Origin of the sequence: Amycolatopsis sp. Hca4 (assembly GCF_013364075.1) — a bacterium.
GTDB lineage: Bacteria > Actinomycetota > Actinomycetes > Mycobacteriales > Pseudonocardiaceae > Amycolatopsis.
On sequence record NZ_CP054925.1, the window covers coordinates 2,521,086 to 2,542,059 of the forward strand.

General features: G+C 69.9%; 19 protein-coding genes. 18 read left to right on the forward strand and 1 reads right to left on the reverse strand.

Annotation, left to right across the window (positions count from 1 at the left end):
- The first annotated feature begins 429 nt into the window (after positions 1-429).
- From HUT10_RS10770 to HUT10_RS10840, 15 genes are all read left to right on the forward strand, one after another.
- Positions 430-1,518, forward strand: coding sequence for a S8 family serine peptidase (locus HUT10_RS10770; protein ID WP_176171055.1), 1,089 nt, complete (start codon positions 430-432; stop codon positions 1,516-1,518).
- On the forward strand, positions 1,515-1,985 hold the full coding sequence (locus HUT10_RS10775) for a hypothetical protein (RefSeq protein WP_176171056.1): 471 nt from the start codon (positions 1,515-1,517) through the stop codon (positions 1,983-1,985). Before HUT10_RS10770 ends, HUT10_RS10775 begins: the two co-directional genes overlap by 4 nt.
- A gap of 396 nt (positions 1,986-2,381) precedes the next feature.
- Positions 2,382-4,376 (forward strand): hypothetical protein, encoded by a 1,995-nt coding sequence (locus HUT10_RS10780; protein ID WP_176171057.1) that lies wholly within the window; start codon positions 2,382-2,384, stop codon positions 4,374-4,376.
- 147 nt (positions 4,377-4,523) lie between these two features.
- Positions 4,524-5,480: a PP2C family serine/threonine-protein phosphatase gene (locus HUT10_RS10785; RefSeq protein WP_176171058.1), complete on the forward strand. Its 957-nt coding sequence runs from the start codon at positions 4,524-4,526 to the stop codon at positions 5,478-5,480.
- Positions 5,477-6,463 carry a bifunctional DNA primase/polymerase gene (locus tag HUT10_RS10790; RefSeq protein ID WP_176171059.1) on the forward strand — a complete coding sequence of 329 codons (987 nt, stop codon included), beginning with the start codon at positions 5,477-5,479 and terminating at the stop codon, positions 6,461-6,463. The genes HUT10_RS10785 and HUT10_RS10790 overlap by 4 nt, the downstream gene beginning before the upstream one ends.
- A 160-nt stretch (positions 6,464-6,623) precedes the next feature.
- The gene (locus HUT10_RS10795; RefSeq protein ID WP_176171060.1) at positions 6,624-7,658 is read left to right on the forward strand and encodes a DUF4192 domain-containing protein; all 1,035 of its coding nucleotides are present in this window, start codon (positions 6,624-6,626) and stop codon (positions 7,656-7,658) included.
- Positions 7,659-8,339: 681 nt separating this feature from the next.
- Positions 8,340-9,635, forward strand: a complete 1,296-nt coding sequence (locus HUT10_RS49950; protein ID WP_217709584.1) for an amidoligase family protein — start codon at positions 8,340-8,342, stop codon at positions 9,633-9,635.
- Positions 9,623-10,429: a hypothetical protein gene (locus HUT10_RS10805; protein ID WP_176171061.1), complete on the forward strand. Its 807-nt coding sequence runs from the start codon at positions 9,623-9,625 to the stop codon at positions 10,427-10,429. The genes HUT10_RS49950 and HUT10_RS10805 overlap by 13 nt, the downstream gene beginning before the upstream one ends.
- Before the next feature lie 120 nt (positions 10,430-10,549).
- Positions 10,550-11,041, forward strand: a complete 492-nt coding sequence (locus tag HUT10_RS10810; protein WP_254896815.1) for a hypothetical protein — start codon at positions 10,550-10,552, stop codon at positions 11,039-11,041.
- Between the two features lie 30 nt (positions 11,042-11,071).
- Positions 11,072-11,362: a hypothetical protein gene (locus HUT10_RS10815; RefSeq protein WP_176171063.1), complete on the forward strand. Its 291-nt coding sequence runs from the start codon at positions 11,072-11,074 to the stop codon at positions 11,360-11,362.
- Between the two features lie 195 nt (positions 11,363-11,557).
- Entirely contained in the window at positions 11,558-11,746 is a 189-nt protein-coding gene (locus tag HUT10_RS10820; protein ID WP_176171064.1) for a hypothetical protein, read from the forward strand.
- A 54-nt stretch (positions 11,747-11,800) separates the two neighbouring features.
- Complete coding sequence (locus tag HUT10_RS10825; protein ID WP_176171065.1) at positions 11,801-12,187, forward strand: hypothetical protein; 387 nt, start codon at positions 11,801-11,803, stop codon at positions 12,185-12,187.
- Positions 12,188-12,246: 59 nt separating this feature from the next.
- Complete coding sequence (locus HUT10_RS10830; RefSeq protein ID WP_176171066.1) at positions 12,247-13,290, forward strand: DUF4192 domain-containing protein; 1,044 nt, start codon at positions 12,247-12,249, stop codon at positions 13,288-13,290.
- Between the two features lie 402 nt (positions 13,291-13,692).
- Positions 13,693-14,205, forward strand: a complete 513-nt coding sequence (locus HUT10_RS10835) for a single-stranded DNA-binding protein (protein WP_176171067.1) — start codon at positions 13,693-13,695, stop codon at positions 14,203-14,205.
- Positions 14,206-14,463: 258 nt separating this feature from the next.
- Positions 14,464-14,922, forward strand: coding sequence for a hypothetical protein (locus HUT10_RS10840; protein ID WP_176171068.1), 459 nt, complete (start codon positions 14,464-14,466; stop codon positions 14,920-14,922).
- 76 nt (positions 14,923-14,998) lie between these two features.
- Here the strand turns inward: HUT10_RS10840 and HUT10_RS10845 are convergent, their stop codons facing one another.
- Positions 14,999-15,604, reverse strand: coding sequence for a hypothetical protein (locus HUT10_RS10845; protein ID WP_176171069.1), 606 nt, complete (start codon positions 15,602-15,604; stop codon positions 14,999-15,001).
- A gap of 863 nt (positions 15,605-16,467) precedes the next feature.
- Here HUT10_RS10845 and HUT10_RS10850 point away from each other — a divergent pair.
- The 3 genes from HUT10_RS10850 to mobF all read left to right on the forward strand — a co-directional run bounded on the left by HUT10_RS10850 (position 16,468) and on the right by mobF (position 20,974).
- The gene (locus HUT10_RS10850; RefSeq protein ID WP_176171070.1) at positions 16,468-17,751 is read left to right on the forward strand and encodes a hypothetical protein; all 1,284 of its coding nucleotides are present in this window, start codon (positions 16,468-16,470) and stop codon (positions 17,749-17,751) included.
- 71 nt (positions 17,752-17,822) lie between these two features.
- Entirely contained in the window at positions 17,823-18,044 is a 222-nt protein-coding gene (locus HUT10_RS10855) for a hypothetical protein (protein WP_176171071.1), read from the forward strand.
- Between the two features lie 362 nt (positions 18,045-18,406).
- Positions 18,407-20,974 carry a MobF family relaxase gene (gene mobF / locus HUT10_RS10860; protein WP_254897450.1) on the forward strand — a complete coding sequence of 856 codons (2,568 nt, stop codon included), beginning with the start codon at positions 18,407-18,409 and terminating at the stop codon, positions 20,972-20,974.

Below are 20,974 nucleotides of genomic sequence, written 5' to 3' on the forward strand. Positions count from 1 at the left end.
AGTTTCGGACTGGCCTCCGGGGCTCCTGGAGCGACTCCAGCAGAGCGTCCTTCTTGCTTCGCGGACAGCGCGGAGGGGGCACGATGTGACTTGCCGGCCGCAGTACCGGAAGCCTGCTGCGGCGTCGACACACTCGCCGACGCGGTACCCGCCTGTTCAGCGAGCCCGACGACCAGCACCACGGCAAGAAACCAACTAACAGCACTCCGAGCGGTACCGGAAAATCGCGCACGCCAACTGCCCACGCCCACCACGTCCCCAGAATCGGGCGCACTCCCCCTCCGGAGGCGCAGCAGAGCAACAATCAGGCACACGGGACCGCAAAGTCAATATGCGGAACCGGCTTGTCCAGAAAGGTCCGATTTGGACTAGTCCATTGAGGTACATGAACGGCTATGCTTCGCGGCGCACGGAGTGGGAGGGTCTTCAGTGGCGTGGAGAAAGTTGTTTATTGTCCTGTTTGTCGGGCTGATGTCCGTCCTTGCGACGCCTGCGTGGGCGACCGGCGAGCGCCAGGCCGAATGGCCGCTGGACGCCCAACACTTCCGCGCCGAACAGGCATGGACGACGAGCCGGGGTCATGGGACGACGATCGCAGTCCTCGACAGCGGCTGCCAGGCCGATCATCCGGACCTGGCCGGGCAGGTTCTGACAGGCACCGGCTTCGTCGGCGTCGCCGGCGACACCGGCCAGTCGGACCGTTCGCAGGACTCGCACGGGACCTCGATCGCTGCGATCATTGCCGGGTCTGGAAAGAACAACGGCGGAACTGGCGTGATCGGCTTGGCCCCGGATGCCAGGATCCTGCCCGTACGAGTCACGGTCGACGGCGAAACACAACCGGTCTCTCTCGCCGAAGGCATCATCTACGCCGTCGACCACGGCGTCCGGATCATCACAATTTCCGCATCAACCTCGGTACCCGAACCGAACCTACGATCCGCCGTCGACCACGCAATAAAACGCGGAGTCCTCGTTATCGCAGCCACCGGAAACAGCGGCCGAGACGGAAACCCTCCGTCCTATCCGGCCTACTTCCCAGGCGTTGTCGCCGTCACCGGAGTCGACTCCAACAACAACTTCTGGGCGGAAAGCCAATCAGGTCCACAAGCGACGCTGGCAGCACCGGCCACGGACATCATGTCCGCGAACAACCACGGCGGATACCTCCGGGGCGACGGTACCAGCTACGCCGCGCCCTACGTCGCGGCAGCCGCTGCTCTGGTCTGGTCAAAATGGCCCGACCTTCCCGCAGGTCGCGTGATCCGGCAACTGATTGACACAGCCGATCGACACGGCGACGCCGCCCACGACGACCACTACGGATTCGGCATCGTGAACCCACTGAAGGCCTTGACCTCGTCGCTTAGTCCAGCCTCCGGGCTTCCCGCCGTCACAGCCGACACGAACTCGTCCCAGTGGCCCTGGACTGCGACCGCCATCGCCGTCGTCGTGGTGGCGGTAGCCGTCGGCTGGTTGCTGCGCCGGAGAACCATCAGCAAGAAGGGACAATCGTGAAACGACTGCACTGGGCAGTCCTGGGTGTGCTGATGGCTGCTGCCGGAATCGCGGCAACCGTTTTGTTGTGGCCCGGCGAGCCTTCTCCGCAGCCGATCACTTACGCCAACATCTCGCGCAACGCACGCATTTGCCTCGCCAGCACTTCCGCGGGCGATGCTCCAGAGATCTGGCGAGAAATCCAGGCTGAGAGCAGCGGCAAGCCAGTGAACGCCCAACACCTCATCGCCCCGAACCGGCAACCCGACACGGTCGCTTCCTTCCTCAACGGTGTGCTCGCACTCCACTGCCGTCTGATCATCACCACGGGCACCGACATGCACGACGCGACAACTGCTGCCGCCAAGTCACACCCAGAACAGACTTTCGCCTCCAACGACCAGTCGATCACGTTGCCCAACGTCCGACACGTCACCACGCCTGCCGAGACTGTCCAGCTCATCCACGGCGTTACCAACGATCGCTGATAATTCCTTCGCACGGTGGCGCTGACCTCGTCCGTGGTCGACCGACCGACATGCACCACTGACAGGCCCCAGCCGTTGGGGTAGGCGACGTTGAGAGCGCTCTCTAGAGCCGGGAAAGGCGAGTGTGGGTGTTCCGGTCGGGCCAACGCACTCTAGCGGAGCCTGGCGTCGCGGAAGCCCGCCCGATCACGATCACTGCGGCCGGTCGTGCGGTCGGGGCGGGCTTGCCGCTGACGCGGGCGGCCCCGCTCGGGCGAGTGCGTCCCGACCGGGACACCCGCACTCCGCTCCCTCTGCACTGCGACGCGGTGATGGATAAGCGAGCGGTGCGGAGTCCGTGGTCGGTCGCCGGATTCGTTTCCGACGACCGTCCAGCCCGTGTGAAGGAGCACCCTCGTGACCAGCACGTTGGATCTGCCGACCCAGTGTGACACCGACGACACCACCGCCACGAGCTCGCCGGACACCGACCTCAACACGTCCGACCTGGACGGTGCGGCCCCCGCCGACGCCGCCCCCGACGGCGACACGTCCTCGACTGACGTCAAGGAGAGCCCGCTCGACGAGCTGTCCGACGAGGACCGCGCGGCGCTGCACGCACGGTGGGACGCCGAGATCGACACCATCGTCCGGGCCGACCCGCACACCGTGCTGCTCGCCGAGAACGTGCGCACCGCCGACGCTGAGGCCGACGAGGACACCACGGCGAACTTCAAGACCCACGGCGTCAAGACCGCGGTCAACGGCTACCGCGACTACGACACCGGCGCCATCGTCGTCACCGAAGGCCAGCGCCGCGTCCTCAACGCCCGCGAAGCCGGCTGCACGGTACCGGTCTGGATGAAGACCCCGCCGCCGGCCGACGAGCGCAAGGCCACCATCGAGCGGATCGTCAACCAGTTCATCGAGAACGACCCCGCCCTGCGCCGGTCCCTGACCCTGTCCGACACCGCCCGCGCGCTGCAGCAGCTCGCCGCATTCAACCTCAAGCCCGCCGGGATCGCCCGCAAGCTCGCGCTGGGCAGGCAGGGCAAAACCTACGTCGAGAACGTCCTGCGGGCCGGGCAGAGCGAGCTGGCGCTCAAGGCCAGCGAACGCTACGACCTCGATCTGCTGCAGGCCGCGGTCATCGCCGAATTCGACGAAGCCGGCGACACCGACACGGCCAAGGAACTCATCCTCACCGCGCGTACGGCGCCGAACAACTTCGCCCAGCTCGCCGAGCGCAAGCGCACCGAACGCGCGGACAAGCAGCGGCTCGCGGCCCTGACCGAGGACCTCACCGAGGAAATGACCGCCGCGGGCGTCACGATCTTCGAGCAGAGCCTGCCCGACGACGGGGACGCGCGCTCGCTGGACCGGCTGCGCCCCACCCCCGAGGACGAGCCCCGCACCGAGCTGAGCGCCGAGAACCACGCGTCCTGCCCGGGACACGGCGCCTGGATCGAGACCGACCACCACGACGAGCAGGGCAACCAGATCCCGGTGGCCGTCTACGGCTGCGCCGACTTCCTCGCCCACGGTCACGCCCTCAGCTACGCCCCGGCCGGCCGCGCAGACTTCACCCCCGTCCCCACCAGTACCGGCACGTCCGTCGACGACGAATCGTCCGAGGACGAGCAGGCCGATGAGGTCGCGGTCGCGCGCGCCGCCCACGCCGCCGCCGAGCTGGAGCGTCAGAAGGCGCGGATCATCCGCAAGTGGGTGATCCAGAACAACAAGGACTGGGACGCCTCCGCAGCGCCGCGCCGGAAATGGCTCGTCGGGCTGCTGCAGCGCAAGACCGCGCCGCAGGGCGCACAGCTGTTCCTCGCCCTGCAGAAGGCCCACGGCGGCTACGCGCTGCGGCGCGCGTTCGAGCGCAACCACCCACTGGCCATGACGCTGCTCTACCTGCCGGACGGGGCCACGCTCGCCGACCTGACCAGCAAGGTCGCCAAGGCCCCCACGGCGGGGAAGGCCACCCTCTACGACCTGTTCCTCACCCTCTGCGCGATCGAGGCGGATCTCTCCCGCAACAGCTGGCGCAGCCCGTGGGACTCCGCGCAGGCGTACATGGCCGCGATCATCGGCTGGGGATACCCCGCCTCCGACGTCGAGCGGAAGGTGATCGACCCGGAAACCGAGCAGGAGGTCATCGCCGCGCAGCTCGGCGACCTCGCCGCCGACCCGACGATCGACGGCGGCACGACCGCCGAGGGTGATGAGTCCGGCGGAGCCGAGATCGATGACCCCACCGCCGTGGTCGACGACGTCGACGACGCGGGCGCGGACGAACAGACCGGCGCGCAGACCGACCACGCCGATGGCGACGCCGCCGACGGCACCGGTCCGGAGGCGGTCGAGCAGGACACCGCGGCCGAGGCGGAGCTGATCGGCGCCGCGATCTAGCCCGGACCGTCGGCCGCACTCGGTTCCTCGCCCTGGGCGGGCCCGCGCACTGCGCTGCCGGGCCCGCCCCGGGCTTCCTGCCCGTCCCGTCGCCCTCGCCTCCCGCCGGGCTCGCGGCGAGCCCCGCGCGTGAACGGAGTCCCCTCGATGCATCCGCACCTTCCGCCGGTCTTCGACACCATCCACCGCACCAGCACCTACGCCGCCGGGCACCACCCCGTCTGGCCGTATGCCCCGCTGCCGCCCGGCCCATGCTGGACCCACGCCACCTGCCGCTGCGGCTGGGCGGAGATCGCCGAATCCCACCGCGACGCTCGCGTCCTGGCCCGCCACCACCGCCGCTACGCCGCCGAACACCCCAGCTACCTGCCCGGCACGGCACTACGCATCGGCAAGCGCGTCCACCAGGCCGACGCCACCGGCACCCACATGTCCATCACCGGCACCCGCCACGGCTGGGCCATGGCCGACGGCATCGGCGACACCCCCGCAGCCGCCTACGCCGCCGGCAGCACGGCGGCGCTCGCCAGCTGCGTCGCCTCCGACCGCGGCGCGGTCGCCGGCCTGCTCGCCGCGACCGGCATCCTCGCCGGCGGCCTCACCGCCGACACCGTCATGGTCGTCGCCACCCCACTCCCGCACGCGCACGGCGATGGCTGGGACATCGCATGGGTCGGGGACTGCCGGGCCTACGAATACGATCCCGACACCGACATCCTCACCCAGCTGACGGTCGACCACACCTACGGCCAGCAGCTGCGCGACACCCTCGCCGAGCGCTACCGCGACCGGCCCCAGGTCCTCGAGGACCTGGCCGCCGCACAGGACCACGTCGTCACCAGCTCCGTCGCCACCGCCACCCCCGCCGACATCGGCCACGTCACCACCACCGGCCCGCGCCGCCGGTTGCTGCTGACCAGCGACGGCATCCACCAGTACGTGCCCCACGCCTCCCTCGTCCGAGCGTGCCGCACATTCAGTCACCCGGCCGCGTGCGCGAACCGGCTGACGCTCGCCGCGCGGTACCACGGCGGCACCGACAACGCCGCAGCCCTAGTCATCGACCCCGTCCCGGCCCCGGTCGCGGCCGAGCTGGTGCCATGACCACCACGACAGCGCCGACGCCGACGCTCGTCCCCGCCACCCACACCCTGCTGGCAGCCGCGTTGGGCGCCGCCGCGCGTGGGTGGCCGGTGTTCCCGCTCGCCCCGCGCAGCAAGCGGCCCGCCATTCCCCACTGGCAGCAGCGAGCCACCTGCGATCCCGACCGCATCCGCCGCTGGTGGACCCGCCACCCGAGATGCAACGTCGGGATCAGCTGCGGGCCTGCTGGCCTACTGGTGCTCGACCTCGACGCCGCGCACGGGCGGGTTCCCGAGCCGTGGGCCCGCCAGGGCGTCACCCACGGCCGGGACGTTCTGGGGCTGCTGGCTCAGCTGGCCGGCGAGCCCGACCCGGTCGACACCTTCACCGTCACGACCCCGCGCGGTGGTGAGCACCGGTACTTCCACCGGCCGCCGGGGTCGCGGCTGCGCAGCACCGTCGGCGCCCGCGGCCGCGGGCTCGGCTGGCACGTCGACACCCGCGGCCCCGGCGCCCTCGTCACCGCGCCCGGTTCGCTGGCCACCGTCCACGGCGTGCCGGTGCCCTACGCCATCACCGGGGACCTCCCGGTCGCCGTCCTGCCCGGCTGGCTCGTCACCGCTCTCACCCCGCCACCGGCGCCGCTACCGGCTGCGTATCCGCCACCGCCGCCGCTTCCGGCGACCAGCCGCCGGGTCACCGCCTACGTCCAGGCGGCCCTCGACGCCGAGTGCCGCAACGTCGCGACCGCCACCGAAGGCCACCGCCACATCACGGTGTTCGCCGCCGCAGCCGCTCTCGGCGAGCTGCTCGGCAACGGCTGGATCAGTGCCGCCGCGATCACCCAGTACCTGACCGACGCCGCCCGCCGGCACCTCGGTGTCGCCGACTTCGACCACGCCGAGCTGATCAGAACCATCCGCGACGGCATCGCCGCGGGACGGCAACACCCTCGCGTCCTCACCGACCGCACCGCGCCCCGACCTGGCAGCGCACACACCTAGGAACGGTTGCGCGCCAGTCCTGCGCGCGACGCCGCGACAGCGAAAGACGACGACAGGCCCACGCCGCTGGCGGCGTAGCCGCCTTCCCCGCACCGCGCTGCGCGCTGCAGCGGTCCCTGCACATCACCTGGCACTCCGCCGATACCTCGGGAGGTCTCCGATGCCTGCACCCATCTACTTGACCGACGCCGACCTTCTCGCCGCGATCCCGGCCACGCTGGGGTACGTGCCCGCCGACTCGCTCGTTCTCGTCGCGGCCACCGACCGCGGCGACGGCACCGCTCGCATGGGCCCGATCACCCGCTTCGACCTCGACATAGTCGTCCGACGCCCCGGCTACGTTGTCGCTTACCTGAAGGAAGTTCTCGCCGAGAAGGCGGTCATGCGGCTCATCGGCGCCGTCGTGCACGACAACGCCGACACCGGCGACCTGCCCTACCGCCGGCAGCTGGCCACCTTCACCCAGTGGCTGCACGACTGCGGGTTCACCAACATCGAACTCCTGCACCTGCCCGGCTTCGCCCCCGGAGTCACATGGTCGTGCTACGAAGTCGAGACCCACACCGGCACCCTGACCGATCCCGTCACCTCACCCGTGACCACGCATGTCATCGCCCTGGACAACCGTGTTTACCGCAGCCGCGCCGAATTTCTGCAGCAGTTCCTGCCCGCGGACGCCGATACCCGCGCCCGCATCGCCGCCCTCGCCGACCCGATCACCGACGAGGTCGAACGCGAAGAACGTGCCGACGACCGCCCAAGCCTGCGCCGGCGCCTGGAGCGGCTCGACGATGCCGTCAGCGCCGCCACCGGCGGGCACGTCCCGACCGACGAGCGCGTGATTGCCGACCAGCTGGCCGGACTCTCCAATCTTCGCCTGCGCGGTATCCACCTCACCCAGGCCGCCGCCGAGCGCGCCGCGGCCGCACACGCTCTGTGGTTGCACCTGTGGCGGCACGCCCCCGAGCGGTACGCACCGGACATGGCTGCCTTGGTTGCTACGACGGCCTTCCTGTGCCATGACGGTATTTCCGCCGCTGCGATCTTCGCCAAAGTTCCGCGGCCGACCCAGCTCAGTCAGCTGATCCGCGCAATGCACCGCAACGGTATCGACCCGGCCACAGTCGTCCCGGACTTCTTTACTAACTCTCAGGAACTGCGCACCGAACTGACCACGTCCGCAGCCGACCTCTAAGGCACCCTCGGTAATCCTTAATGGACATACCACGCTGTACTTCTTCCCGACGTTGCTCACCTCAATCTCGGACGCTCTGCAACGGCGGAAATAGCTATCGGGAGACGTCCACGGCAAGAACCGGTGGCTGTCGCTATCTCGCGTCAGCGCTGTGCGAGGACAGTGGATCCAGGTAGGGCATGAACAACACTCCGGCACCGTCGGGGCGTGCAGGTCATCGAGAGCGCAGCACCCCCAGTCCCGGGGCGCCTGAACCCGGCGCCCGGCCACATCCGGCGCGGGTAAACCGGCGCCGCGGCACTGCACCCATGCGCGTTGCCGATCGCCGGTTCACACCGGCCGGACGAGCCCGCCGGGCTTCACGCCCCGGGCCCGCGGGCGCTCAAACCCCGTCGCGTCCCGCACACCGACGAGGTCCGGGAGGCCACCACAGCACCATCGATAACCGTCCACAGGCGACGAGCGCAGTAGGCGGACCAGCCTGCTGATGCTTCTCCACTCGGTGTCCCGGCCGGGGCTTCCCTACCCGGACCGGGACACCGTCCCCGAGGGCCGGTAGCGCGGTGCGCGCCGAACACCCAACACCGCGCTACCGGCTCTCCCTTCACTCCATGCGCCCCTCCCCGGTTTCCCGCCGGGAGGGGCGCCTTTTCACGTCTATAGCGCGAAAGGCCACCCGCCATGACCACACCTGTCGACGACATCGTCCGCTGCGGCGACTGCGGCAGCGAAACCACGACGCCGTTCCATCTGAGCCCCACGCTGGCCGTCTGCGACGACTGCGTCCGCACCCTGCACCAGTGCAGCCGATGCGGGCAGATCACCGACGTCACCTCGGTCACCGACAACGACGGCCGAATCTGCGAGTACTGCGAGCGCGCCGAGCGCTACGGCACCTGCGATCAGTGCGACATTCTCATCCGCGACGGATTCCTCTGCCGCAATCACGCCGTCAACGAGGCCGACCAGTCCTTCACCTGCACCCGGTGCTCGGGTCTCGTGCCGCTGCGGACGTACGAACCGCTCTACGCCACCGGCGGCCGCCAGCTGTGCCCGAACTGCCTCGACGGGTTCGACCTGTGCGACCACTGCGACCGCTACGACGACACACTACGCAGCACCGAAACCGGCCGCGACCTGTGCGACGACTGCGCCGGTCGCCTCGACTACTACGAGTGCGGCATCTGCGCCACCCTGATCGACTGCGGAACCTACTGCGAAGACCACGACACCGACGACGACCTCGACGGCCTGCACGACTACTCGTACAAGCCGAATCCGGTCTTCCACGGCATCGGCCCCCGCTACCTCGGCTTCGAGCTGGAAATCAACGTTCCGCAGGGGTACCTCTCCGACCGCATCGACGACACCGTCGACATCCTCAACGGACTCGGCTACCTCAAGGAAGACAGCAGCATCGGCTACGGGTTCGAACTCGTCACCCACCCGATGGCCTACCACTGGGCGCTGGACTCGTTCCCCTGGCATCTGCTCAAGACGCTCGAGAGCGCCGGCTGCAGCGGCGACGGCAACGGGCTGCACGTCCACATCAGCCGTGCCGCCTTCGCCGGACCGTGTCACGTATTCCGGTGGATGAAGTTCGTCTACCGCAACGCCCCCGACGTCCAGACCCTCGCCCGTCGCAGCAGCAGCTACGCCGCGTTCCGCGACTCCGAACGCAACCACATCAAGGACGCCTGCAAGGGCACCTACTACGGCCAACGCAGCTCGGCGATCAACGCGCAGCCCCAGCACACCTTCGAGCTGAGGGTCTTCGCCTCCAGCCTCGACATCCAGCACGTGCAGGCCGCGCTCGCCTTCGCCGACGCCTCCGTCGCCTACACCCGCGACCTCACCATCCCCGACATCACCCAGGCCGGCGGGTGGACCTGGGACGCCTTCACCCAGTGGCTGCACACCCACCCGCAGTACGCACCGCTCACCGCCGAACTGGAGGACCTGGCATGTGCATGCTGACCTACCTTCCCGCGCGCATCCAGCCCGACACCACCGCTCTGGCCAACGGCGCCGTGCACAACAACGACGGCCACGGCTACGCCATCGTCGCCGATGACCGCATCATCACCGGCCGCGGCATGAACGCCGCCGCCGTCATCGACGAGTTCGCCGCCCTGCGCGGCATGCACCCCGACCAGCCCGCCCTCTTCCACAGCCGCTTCGCCACCCACGGCTCGGTCACCGAAGACAACATCCATCCCTTCCCGATCGGCGGCGACGCCCGCACCGTTCTGGCCCACAACGGAGTCCTGCCGAAAAATGCTCATCCGGTCACGGGTGATCCGCGGTCGGACACCCGCATCGCGGCCGACGACATCCTGTCTGCGAAACGATTCCTGGCCATCGATCACCTGGCGACCCGGCAGCGCATCGAGTCCTGGCTCGGCGCGTCCAACAAGCTGGTCATCCTGACCGTCAACCCGCGCTACCCCGACCACGGCTACCTGTTCAACGAGCAGGCAGGGTACTGGGACAACCAGATCTGGTACTCCAATCGCGACTACCTCGACACTCACCCCGGCCAGACCGCATGGTGGGGCCTGGACGACGGCTGCCACTACTGCGGTGTCACCGACGCCGTCGACCCCGGAACCGGGCTGTGCCTGGCGTGCGGCGCGTGCCCCTTCTGCGCGGCCGACACCCAGCCCTGCCCCTCCTGGTGCTACCGGCTGCTCGCCGGCGTCTGCTGCGTGGACTGCCGCGAGGACCTCGACGACTGCGCCTGCCTCGGCGCACCCGCCCTCAACGCCTGACCACCTCGTCCTTCGACTGCTGGGCCGGGCGCGGCGGCTGCCGTCGCGCCCGGCCGGAAAGGGACCGCCATGCTGCCCTGCCCCGACTCCGCTGAGCCGGCACCACCGATTCCCGCTGCCTTGGCCGACTTGCCCGTCCTCGGTGGTCTCGTCGTTCCCTGGGTGACGCCCCGCACTGCCGATGGCCGGTATCTGCTCGGCGCGGTCGATGCCGCCAAGACCCACACGGCCATCCACCGGCGGCTCTGCGGCGTCTGCGGCCGCGCCCTCGGCGACCGTCTGATTCTGCTCGTGCGCGAGTCCGATCTGGCCCGCTGCGCGAGCACCGAGCCCGGGCTGCATCCGCTATGCGCGGCCTACACCATCGCGGCCTGCCCGATGGTTGCCGGGCGCCGCAGCCACTACCGCGCCAGCGCCCACAAGATCGACGCCGGCGCCGTCCACGGCGCGGACATCGACCGGCGTCTCAGCGCACCCGCCGAGGCCTGGTATGCGGTCTGGTTGACCCGCTACGACGTCGTCACCCTCTACGGCCACCCCGCCGCCTGCTACCTGCTCACGCCGGCGCTGCGCGTCCGCCCGGTCACCGCGCCGCCGCGGAACCGCTCCTGACGATCCGCCCAATCCGGAAAGGACACTCCCGTGCCGCATGGCGAAGCGCTGGTGTTCATCGCCAGCAAACACACCACCCCAATCCGCCGGCGGGTTCTCTGGCGCGTCAGCGTCGCTGACGCCAAGAAGATCTGCAGCGACTCCCGGACCGCCGGCCCCCACTACATGCTCTGCTTCACCACCAGGAACATCGACGATCCCGCAGTCTTCGTATACGTACCCGACGACGGCCGCCACGCCGAAGTCCTACGCGACCACAACATCCGCGTCATCCGCAGTCACGCCACGCGTCAGCCGGACGCGAAATCCCAGCCGCAGTAGGACCCTACGCCCTGGCCAGTCGCATTGAGACCGTCCGAGCATCCGGTGTTCGGCGCGGAAGGTCGCTGCCAGGAAAGCACACCCAGGGCCCCGGCGCCTACCTCGTGCAACCCGGCCGTGCCGAGCTGTCGAGCGCCGGGGCCCCCGGGCGTGCTGGTCGGGCGCGGTCATCCGCACCCGACACGGAGGTTCCTCGTGACCGCATCCACCGTCCACAGCACCAGTGACCACAGCGAGTTCGCTGACGAGCTGGCGTGCCGGCTGATCGAGACCGAACTCGGCGGCCGCCGGATCGTCTCCGACCCCGCAGAACCCGGCGCTCGCTCCGCGGTATGCGCGCGCCGGCCCCGCCTCATCGGCGACGACACCACGGTGGAGGCCTGATCGCTGCCCGAGGACCAGCTGTGGTTCAGGCCCTACGATTGGAGCCGTTCCTACGTGCTGCCCGAGTCAGTCGCCTGCAACATCCCCCGCCGCGGCCGCCTCGACGACCTCGGCGCCTGGAACGTCGCGCGCGGCGTCCTCGTCGAGCTGTGCCGGGCGCTGCCCGCAACACCGGTCTCGCTGCTATACGACGAGCCCGTGCAACGCCGCGACCGGACGCGGATCGCGATCCGGGTCACCGCCCGCGCCCGCCGCCGCGACGGACGGGACGTGATCGTCATCTACCGCAGCGAACGCACGGACGCCGCACCCTGGCCGGACTTCTGGAGCGTCGCGGTCAACGGATTCATCCCGGCCTCCGGCCGGGACGTCCGGCGACCGTCGCCGCCCTGGATCGCCCACACCGCAGCTCAGACACTGCGCGCCGAACTCGGCCACTGATCCACAACCCGGTCCCCACCGACAGCCCGGATTCCCTCCTCCTGTTCGGAAGGACGCTCATGTCGCTCGCTCCCGCCAGCACCACGACCATCATCGCCAGCCTCCCGGCGCTGCTCGGCTTCATCCCCGACGACTCCCTGGTGCTGATCACCGCGCTCACCGACCACGATGGCTCGGTCACCACCGGCCCGCTCGCCCGCATCGACCTCAACCGCCTCACCGGCCACGCCGACGATTGCGCGCGGCACTTCAACCGGCAATGCGGCAACCTGCCGGTCCTCTGCGTCATCGGCATCGTCGTCCGCACCGTCGATGAGGACGATGCCGACGACGGGTCACTTCCGCAGCGCACCGACGTCGACAGCGTTATCGAGCAGCTGGCCGAACACGGCTTCACCGACGTTGACGTCGTACACGTGCCGGCTGTCGCCGGAGGCGCGCGCTGGCGCTCCTACCGCGACGCCGACCGTACCGGTGTGCTGCCCGACCCCGCGGCCACTGCGTCCGCGGCGGCCGCCGTCGCTGCCGGACACACCATCGCCGCGTCCCGGGAAGACCTCGCGGCGCGGTTCACCCCCGCGCCCGGGAATCTCCGCGTACGTCTGCAGCCCCACATCGCCGACGCCGTCACATCCGCCGCCATCGATGAACGCTGGCATCTCGCCGCACATCTCCGCCTGGCTCGCGCCGACGCCGCGATCCGCGCCGCCGCCCATGGCGAGCTGCCCACCGACGATGCGGCCATCGCCGATCTTGCCGCCACCTTCGCCACCCTGTCGTTCCGCGACGCCTTGCTCGCCGTCCCCGACGACGCGACGCGCTTGGCCGCCGAGAACTTGGTCCTGCACCTGTGGCGTCACAGCTGCGACCCGGTCGCCGGCCAGCTGGCCATCGTCATCGCGGTGCACGCCTACCTGCGTGGCAGCGGAACCGTCGCGCGGATCGCGCTCGAGCACGCCGACCCCGAGAACCCCATGACGCTGCTGCTCTCCACTGTGCTCGACCACGCCGTCGCACCGTCGGAGACCCGACACCTGATCGAGAACGCCAGCGCCGACGCTCGCCGCGCCCTGCTCAGCGAGCCCGCGATCGACCAGGCATGACGCCCACCCCGCCACGCCGGTCGCGCCGCTCGCCGAAATGCCCGGTTGAGGCAGCATCCCCGCAGACCGAGCTTCTGCCGCACGTGCTCAGGACCGTCGCCGGTGGTGGCGCGACAGCGGGTGGGTGTCACCGGCGGTGGCCTCGCCCGGCTCGCCGGGTCGTGGATCGCCCGAAGGTAAGCACACCCCGACCGGGGGCACTGCGTCCCTGAAGCCCGGCCCGATCCGCCCAGGTGAACCAGCCCCCTCACCCTGCCGAGCCCCGATTACGGTCGCGCGCGGGCTGGTTCACGCGCGGGCGGATGAGCCGGGCCGGGGACGTCGCCTGACGGCGACCCCCGGCCATGGCGTGCTGAGGCTGCGCCGCGTTCCACACCCCAACGAGCACCAGGGAGACACACCATGGCCGGCGACACCACCATCACCATCATCGGCAACCTCACCGTCGACCCCGAACTCCGCTTCACCGAAGCCGGGACCCCGGTCGCGAACTTCACCGTCGCCTCCACCCCACGCACCTTCAACCGCGCCACCAGCGAATGGGAGGACGGCGAGGCACTGTTCATGCGCTGCACCATCTGGCAGCAGGCCGCCGAAAACGTCGCCGAGTCCCTCACCCGCGGCGCCCGCGTCGTCGTCCAGGGCCGCCTCAAGCAGCGCTCGTTCCAGACCAAGGAAGGCGACAAGCGCACCGTCATGGAGCTGACCGTCGACGAGATCGGCCCGTCGCTGCGCTACGCCACCACCACAGTCGCCAAGAACGCGAAGAACGCCACCGCGAACGCCAACTCTGACCGCGGCTCCAGCACCCACACCGGCGCGGCCCCCGCCGACGACCCGTGGGTCCCGGCCGCCGAGCGCGACCTGGTCGGCGCGACCCCGGGCGGCGGATTCAGCGACGAGCCGCCCTTCTGATGAAGCCCGGTGTCCGGCCGGACCTTCCCCTCCGGCCGGGCACTACCCCACAGGCCGGGGCCAGCCTGACGCTGGCCCCGGCCTTCTCTCATGCCCCGCCACCGCACCCCGGAGGCCACCATGCGCGCCGCCCCGAGCACCACGCCGTCCACCCGATCGAATGCACCGACGAAGCGCCGTGTCGCGCGCAACCGGATGGCGCGCGCCCTGGCCCGGAAATCACCCTTTGGGGTAGGAGAATCGCTTTACGCTCGGAACATGAGCATTCGCTACGGCGTCACGATCCCCGGGCTCCTCCTCGCCGGAGGCACCGGCTTCTACCTCGGCATCCAGCCCTTCGGCTACATCGGACTCCTCGTCACACCCTTCACCGACCCCGCCGGCCTGCTCGCCCTCCCCGGCACCCTGCTCTTCGGCGCGCTCCTCGGCTCCGTCGTCGCCTACCTCAGCCGCAACCGCATCAAGCCGAAACTCGCCCACCGCTACCGCCACGGCGCCATCCTCGGCGCCCTCACCCTTCCCGGCTACCTCTTCATCGGGCACTTCCCCGGCGCAACTGAAGGCGGCACCGCCAGCCAGTGGGCCTTCGGAATCGCGTTCTGCTGCGGCATCGCCGCGATGATCATCTACTACCAGCGCCGCAAGCGCGCCACCTTGGCACGCCGAGCCCGGCGTCTCGCCCAGCAGCAGGCCGGCCAGCCGACCGCGACGCGCTGACCTACCCACACCACACGAAGGGCGCTGACACCTGACGGTGCCAGCGCCCCTCTCGTGGCCGGCGGCTCCGGCCGAATCACTCTGCCGGAACATCCACCCCTGAATCTCGTTCGGACGGCTCGCCCACAGGTGCCTCGACAGCCCGCTCATCACCCGAGGTTGCCGCGTCCACAGCTTCCGCGCGCATGGAGTCCGCGTCGCTCCGCTGGCCGCCGACCCCCGACGCGGCCGCAGCAGTACGCGACAAGGCGGTGACCGCCTTCGCCGAGATCCCCAGCAGCGCCGCCGTCTCCGCCGCGCCGACATCCGCCGCGCGAATCTCGGCCACCGACGTCGCCATCACCGCCCGCCACTCCCCGATCTCCATCTCCGCATCCGCGCGGACCTGCTCGGCCGCCCGCTCGAACTCCGCGACCTTCGCCGCGCGCTGCCGGTCCAGCTCGGCCAGCTTCCGCTCCAGCTGCGCGCTCAGCGCGCCGAGCCGGTCCTCACGCCGGCGCTCCACCGCCTCGATCGCCGTCACCGCCTCCGCGAACGGGCCCAGCGCCGCATCAACGCGTCGCTCGTTCTCGCGCTCGCGCTCCAGCTGCTCGACGCGGCGGCGCCGCGCCGCCTCCAGCCGCTCCAGCGTCGCCGACGACCGACGCTTCCGCTTGGAGCCTGTTGTGTGACGTTCAACCATGACGCACCTCCCGCGCGGGGAGGGCTGCGGTTCTATCCACCAGCCTACCCGCGGCACCAGCGTCACCGCGGCGCACCGGCGGGGCGGCGCGCTCGCACAGCCGACAAAGCGACCGACAGCATCGACCGTGTTCACGACAGCCGGCGAGCGAGGAGAAGGGCGCGGTACCGCCGCAGCAGCCCCGAAGGGCCACGCCACCGAAGTGGCAAGCCGCAAAACTTGCGGCGGCCCGCTGACACTCCGACTCAGGGACAAGCAAGCCCGCGGAGCGCTACGACGAGCATACCCGCAGGCCATCACGCCCGTGGCCGGCCACAGCGGAAACCCGTTTCCGCTGGTCAGCCGTATAGCTCCAGAGCACCGGCAGGGACGCACCCGTGAGGTGGATCGGTTGCGTCCGCGGGTGGTGGGTGGCCCCGAAATTGTATCGGTCGTCCCCCCAAATGCAAGGGCACCCCAAAATATTTTTGCCCGAAAAGCGTGGCCAAAAATATTTCGAGGCCCCACCCTTGCATTTGGGGCCCCTACTCCCTAGGTCAGGCGTTAAGGGCAGGCCGGGGCCTGCCCCGGTTGCTTCGGGGCCACCCACCACCCACTCAGCACGTGGTCACCCCTACTTCGCCGACCAGCAGCACCACGGCGCCATACAACCGCCGTCAGCCCGCGCGTGACCACCCGAAGGCCAGCCGGACAGCAAATCAAACAAGGCACATCAACTAGCCCCGTTAATTGCTCGAAATAGTCACACAAAAACTCTATATCGAGTGGAATAGACGACAGTCAGGCGGTAATATTGACATCGCAAGGTGACCGGGACCGCAAACCCGAGAACCGAACTCATTCAACAAGCAAGGACAAATACTATGGTTGCGACCATTCACCGTAAGCACCTCCCCAGCATCACCCGCGCCGTGCAGGCGTTGCAGGCGCAGCCGCCGCGCGTCCGGACCGCCCTCACCGAGCTACGGGCCGTCTTCACCGACAGCGGCGAGAACCCGCCCGCCATCCTCGCCGCCTGCGCCACCCTGCTCAACACCGACGCCGCGATCAACGGTGACGTCCTCGCCGCCGTGCGCACCGCCCACGCCGAGTGGGACAGCTACGGCGAGACCGAGCGCGAGCTGATCAACCTGTGCGTCTACAGCAGCGAGACCCGCCGGACCGTCGCCGTGACCGAGGTCAACGACGTGACGGTGATGCTGCGCGAGACCCCACCGCGTATCGCCGACGCGCTCAACGGGTTGCGGTGGCTCAACGCCGCCACCGGCGGCAGCCAGCAGCACGCGTTCACCACGTGCGCCACGCTGCTCAAGAACCCCAGCGCCACCCACCCCGCCATCGTCGAAGCCATCCAGACCGCACACACTCTCTGGCCCGGCCTCGCCGATGACCTGCGCACGCTCGTCCTGGCGTGCGTGTACGCCAGTAAGGCCCGCGCCGCCCACGCGCGCGCCCGCGCCGCCGCCCGGCAGCAGGCCACCGAAGCCGAGTCCGCCGACGTGCACCGGTGCGGCAACTGTGACGGCAACCTCGCCGGGCTCCCCGAGATGCAGTACTGCTCCGATGCCTGCCGCCGGGAAGCCGAGTCCGCGCAGCGCCCCGTGCCCGGGGAGCAAACCGTCACCGGGGAACCGGCCGAGCCTGCCGCAGCGGCCGAGGGCGCCGCGCCGGTGACCACGCCCGCCGCCGAGGAGAAGCCGAAGACCGAGGCTACGAGCAGGGCGAAGGCCGGACGCGAGCCGATCGAGAAGCAGGCGGAGAGCCGTTACGTCGTCGGGGAGATGGAAGCCCAGTATGACGAGCAGTGGCGGCAGATTCAGCAGGCGATCCCGACCGCCGGTTTCGTCCGCAAGGACGAGCGCGCGGTGGACCTCTACGAGCAGGAGCGGCAGCGTCACGCCGACCTCGACGACAGCAGCGACGCCGCAACCGACCTGACCGGCTACGCCCTGTCCGATGAGGATTACGACCGGCTTGCCTTGCTCCCGGTCGCGCCGGGCGGACTGTGCGCGGCGTGCAACCTCGAACGCACCCCCACCGAGCAGCGCACCCCCGGCACGGACAGCCGGTGCGAGATGTGCCGGGAACGGGACATGCCGCCGCTGCGCACGTTCGCGCCGTCGTGCGAACTCGCCGCCGTCGCCTGACCGCCCGCCACACGCGGGGGCACCCGGGACCGGGTGCCCCCGCCTCACCTCGAACCCAGGAGCCGCCACCCGTGTGCACCTTTCACGACGTCCTCGCCGACATCGACCGCGAGTTAGCCGCCGCCGACCTGATACCGACCGACGAACCCGCCGCCGTCGCCGCGTTCCTGCGCGCGCTACTCGCCCGCGACGCCAGGCCCCTCACGACCGCGAAGGGCGACACGGCCGACGTCGTGCCTGCCGCCGCCATCCGCCGCGAGCTGGACAACCTCACGCAGTACGGCCAGCCCTGACGACCGTCTGCACACGACAGCGGCTGCCGATCCCCCGGATCGGCGGCCGCTGTGCTGTGTCGGCACAGCCCGGGGACCGCGCAGGCGCCGGCAGACGGCGCCAAGGGGCGCCTTAGTGCAGGCGCCGGCGCTCGACCCGAAAATCGGTCGCCCACCCCCACGCCCCACCAACCCCACCCGCCTACCGCATCCCACCCACCACCACACCCCACCCCGCACCTTCCCCACCACCCACTCACCCCGCCGACCACGCCACCGCCACCACCTCACCCAGCCCACCCCCTCCCCCGCACACAGCACGTCTTGCAGACTTTCTGAATCAGGTGGGCGCCACCGCCTTTTCGGCGTAGTCTGGCGTGGACATGATGGGCTTGCGGAAGCTGAGCCCTGGTGGTCATGAGTACCTCACGAACACGGTGGCGTGCGCCGATCGCAGCCGTGAGCTCGCACCCGGCGAGCTGTTAAGTGACTACTACCTCTCCCGTGGTTACCCGGCAGGCCAATGGTTCGGCGCCGGAGCAGAGCACTTAGGACTCTCCGGCGCAGTCACCCCTGCCCAGATGAACGCCCTTTTCGGCGAAGGCCGGCACCCGAACGCCGACGCCATCGAAGCCAAGATGATCGCCGACGGCGCCACCGGCGCCGAGGCCCTGAAGGCGACCCGGTTGGGCCGGCGTTTCCCGCAGTACTCCGCACTGGATCACCTGCGCTCCCAGGTGTCGCAGGCGTACAAGGACCACAACCGCCAGCTCGGGCAGCTGATCGGCGCGCCGATCTCCGCGGCCACACGCGCCGAGATCCGCCGTGACGTGCAGTTGCAGGCCTACCGCACAGCCCACGACGGCACCGCACCCGCCGGCGACAAAGAGCTGAACGGATGGCTGGCCGAGCAGAAACGGAACCTCAAGTCCGCGGTCTCTGGGTACGAGGCCGTGTTCAGCTACGACAAGACCCTCTCCATCGCGTGGGCGATGGCGCCACCGGCCGAGCGAAAGCGCATTGTCGATATGGCCCGCCAAGCCGCGCTGGACACCGTGTCCTACATGGAACGCAACATCGCCTATACCCGCCGCGGGAACATGGGTGAGGCCCAGGTTGACGTCAACGGGATCACCGCCGCGATGTTCGAGCACTGGGACTCTCGCGCCGCTGACCCGCACCTGCACTTCCACGTGCTGATCTCCTCGAAGGTGCAGCGCAGCGACGACGGTGCGTGGACCGCGCTCGACGGGCGCACCATGTTCGCCGCGACCGTCGCCGCGTCGGAGTACTTCGACAACCGCCTGCGCGACCTGTTCCGCGAGCAGGGTGCGTCCTGGGTGCAGCGCGGCGCGGAGGGCGTGGACATGAAGTGCCCGGTGTGGCAGCTCGAAGCTGTCCCGGTCGAGCTGGTGAAACTGTTCTCCCAGCGTCATCGCCAGTTCGAGGCAGCCCGGGCCAGGCGCATCGTCGAGTTCCGCGCCAAGCACGGACGAGAGCCGACGCCGAAAGACATCTTCGCCATCGACCGCGCCGCCCAGTACGACAACCGCCCCGGCAAACAACCTCCCAAGACGTTGCCGGAACATCTGAAGGCGTGGCGCGAGCACGCGTTGACCCTGGTGCCGGCCAAGGTTCTGGACACCCTTGCCGACCGCGTGTTCCTCGGCGGACGCGCGGAGCCGGATGCGTTCGACATCGCGAAACTTGCTCAGGTGACGCGGGAGGTGGTGTCGAACAACTACGCGCACTTCTCCTGGTGGAACCTCGCCGCCGAAGCCCACCGTCAGACCGCGCACCTGACGGTGCCCGTCGACAAGCGCGAGCAGCTCGTCGACGACGTTGTCGACACCATCTTGGCCCAGCCCGACACCCTCGCCCTTGTCGGCCCGACCGCGGTGAATGAGCCGGCGTCGCTGCGGCGGCGGGACGGTGAGTCGGTGTTCGTGGAGCGCCACTCGACCCGCTACACCACCAGCGCCACTCTGGCCGCCGAGGGCGATCTGGTCGCGTGGGCGCGTCGCGGTGGCGGGCACCGGCTGCGCGCTGACAGTGTGGAGAAGGCTCTCGCCGGTCACGGGTTGAACGCCGGGCAGGCGGAGATGGTGCGCCAGTTCGCCCGCTCTGGCCGTCGACTGCAGCTCGCTTTGGCGCCGGCCGGGGCCGGGAAGACGTCGGCGATGAAGGTCCTGGCGACCGCGTGGCGGCGTACCGGGCACCGCGTTTACGCCTTCGGCCCGTCCGCGCGTGCGGCGCAGGAGCTCGGCGGGTCGATCGGGGCGAAGCCGCACACGCTGCACCAGCTGACCACAGCCCTGCGGTTCGGATTCGCCCGCCGCGCGTTCCCGATAGAGGCCGGGGATCTGGTGATCGTCGATGAGGCGGCGATGGCCGGCACCCACACGCTGCACAAGGTGGTGAAGTACGCGCTGATCAACGGCGCGGACGTGCGGTTGATCGGGGACGACGCGCAGTTGGCCGCGGTCGAAGCCGGTGGCGCGATCCGGTTGATCGCCCACGACGTCGGCGCCGTTCGGTTCCGGGAGATCGTGCGGTTCCGGGGCGACGACCGCGGGGCCCAGGCCGCGGCGTCGCTGCAGATCCGGGCGGCGAACCCGAAGGGGCTCGAGTACTACTTCGAGTCGGGCCGGGTCAGCGACGGGTCGTTGGAGACGATGCGTGACGCCGCGCGCTCGCGCTGGCAGGCCGATCTCGACGCCGGCGTGCAGTCGCTGCTGATTGTGCCGACCAATGAGGACACCGTCGCGCTGAACGTCGACGCCCGCGAACGGCGCCTGGCGCGTGGTGCGGTTGACCGTGGCCGGGAGGTGGAGCTGCACGACGCCACCACCGCGGGGGTCGGGACTGGGTCGTCACCCGGCACAACCAGCGGCTGCTGTCGCTGTTCGGCGGGCGCGACTTCGTCAAAAACGGCGACGTCTGGACCATAA

Excerpts from the sequence above, each read along its gene's own strand:
- HUT10_RS10785 (WP_176171058.1), top strand. The coding sequence starts at position 4,524 with ATGCATCCGCACCTTCCGCCGGTCTTCGACACCATCCACCGCACCAGC.
- HUT10_RS10790 (WP_176171059.1), top strand. The coding sequence starts at position 5,477 with ATGACCACCACGACAGCGCCGACGCCGACGCTCGTCCCCGCCACCCAC.
- HUT10_RS10795 (WP_176171060.1), top strand. The coding sequence starts at position 6,624 with ATGCCTGCACCCATCTACTTGACCGACGCCGACCTTCTCGCCGCGATC.
- HUT10_RS49950 (WP_217709584.1), top strand. The coding sequence starts at position 8,340 with ATGACCACACCTGTCGACGACATCGTCCGCTGCGGCGACTGCGGCAGC.
- HUT10_RS10805 (WP_176171061.1), top strand. The coding sequence starts at position 9,623 with ATGTGCATGCTGACCTACCTTCCCGCGCGCATCCAGCCCGACACCACC.
- HUT10_RS10830 (WP_176171066.1), top strand. The coding sequence starts at position 12,247 with ATGTCGCTCGCTCCCGCCAGCACCACGACCATCATCGCCAGCCTCCCG.
- HUT10_RS10835 (WP_176171067.1), top strand. The coding sequence starts at position 13,693 with ATGGCCGGCGACACCACCATCACCATCATCGGCAACCTCACCGTCGAC.
- HUT10_RS10840 (WP_176171068.1), top strand. The coding sequence starts at position 14,464 with ATGAGCATTCGCTACGGCGTCACGATCCCCGGGCTCCTCCTCGCCGGA.
- HUT10_RS10845 (WP_176171069.1), bottom strand. The coding sequence starts at position 15,604 with ATGGTTGAACGTCACACAACAGGCTCCAAGCGGAAGCGTCGGTCGTCG.
- HUT10_RS10850 (WP_176171070.1), top strand. The coding sequence starts at position 16,468 with ATGGTTGCGACCATTCACCGTAAGCACCTCCCCAGCATCACCCGCGCC.
- mobF (WP_254897450.1), top strand. The coding sequence starts at position 18,407 with ATGATGGGCTTGCGGAAGCTGAGCCCTGGTGGTCATGAGTACCTCACG.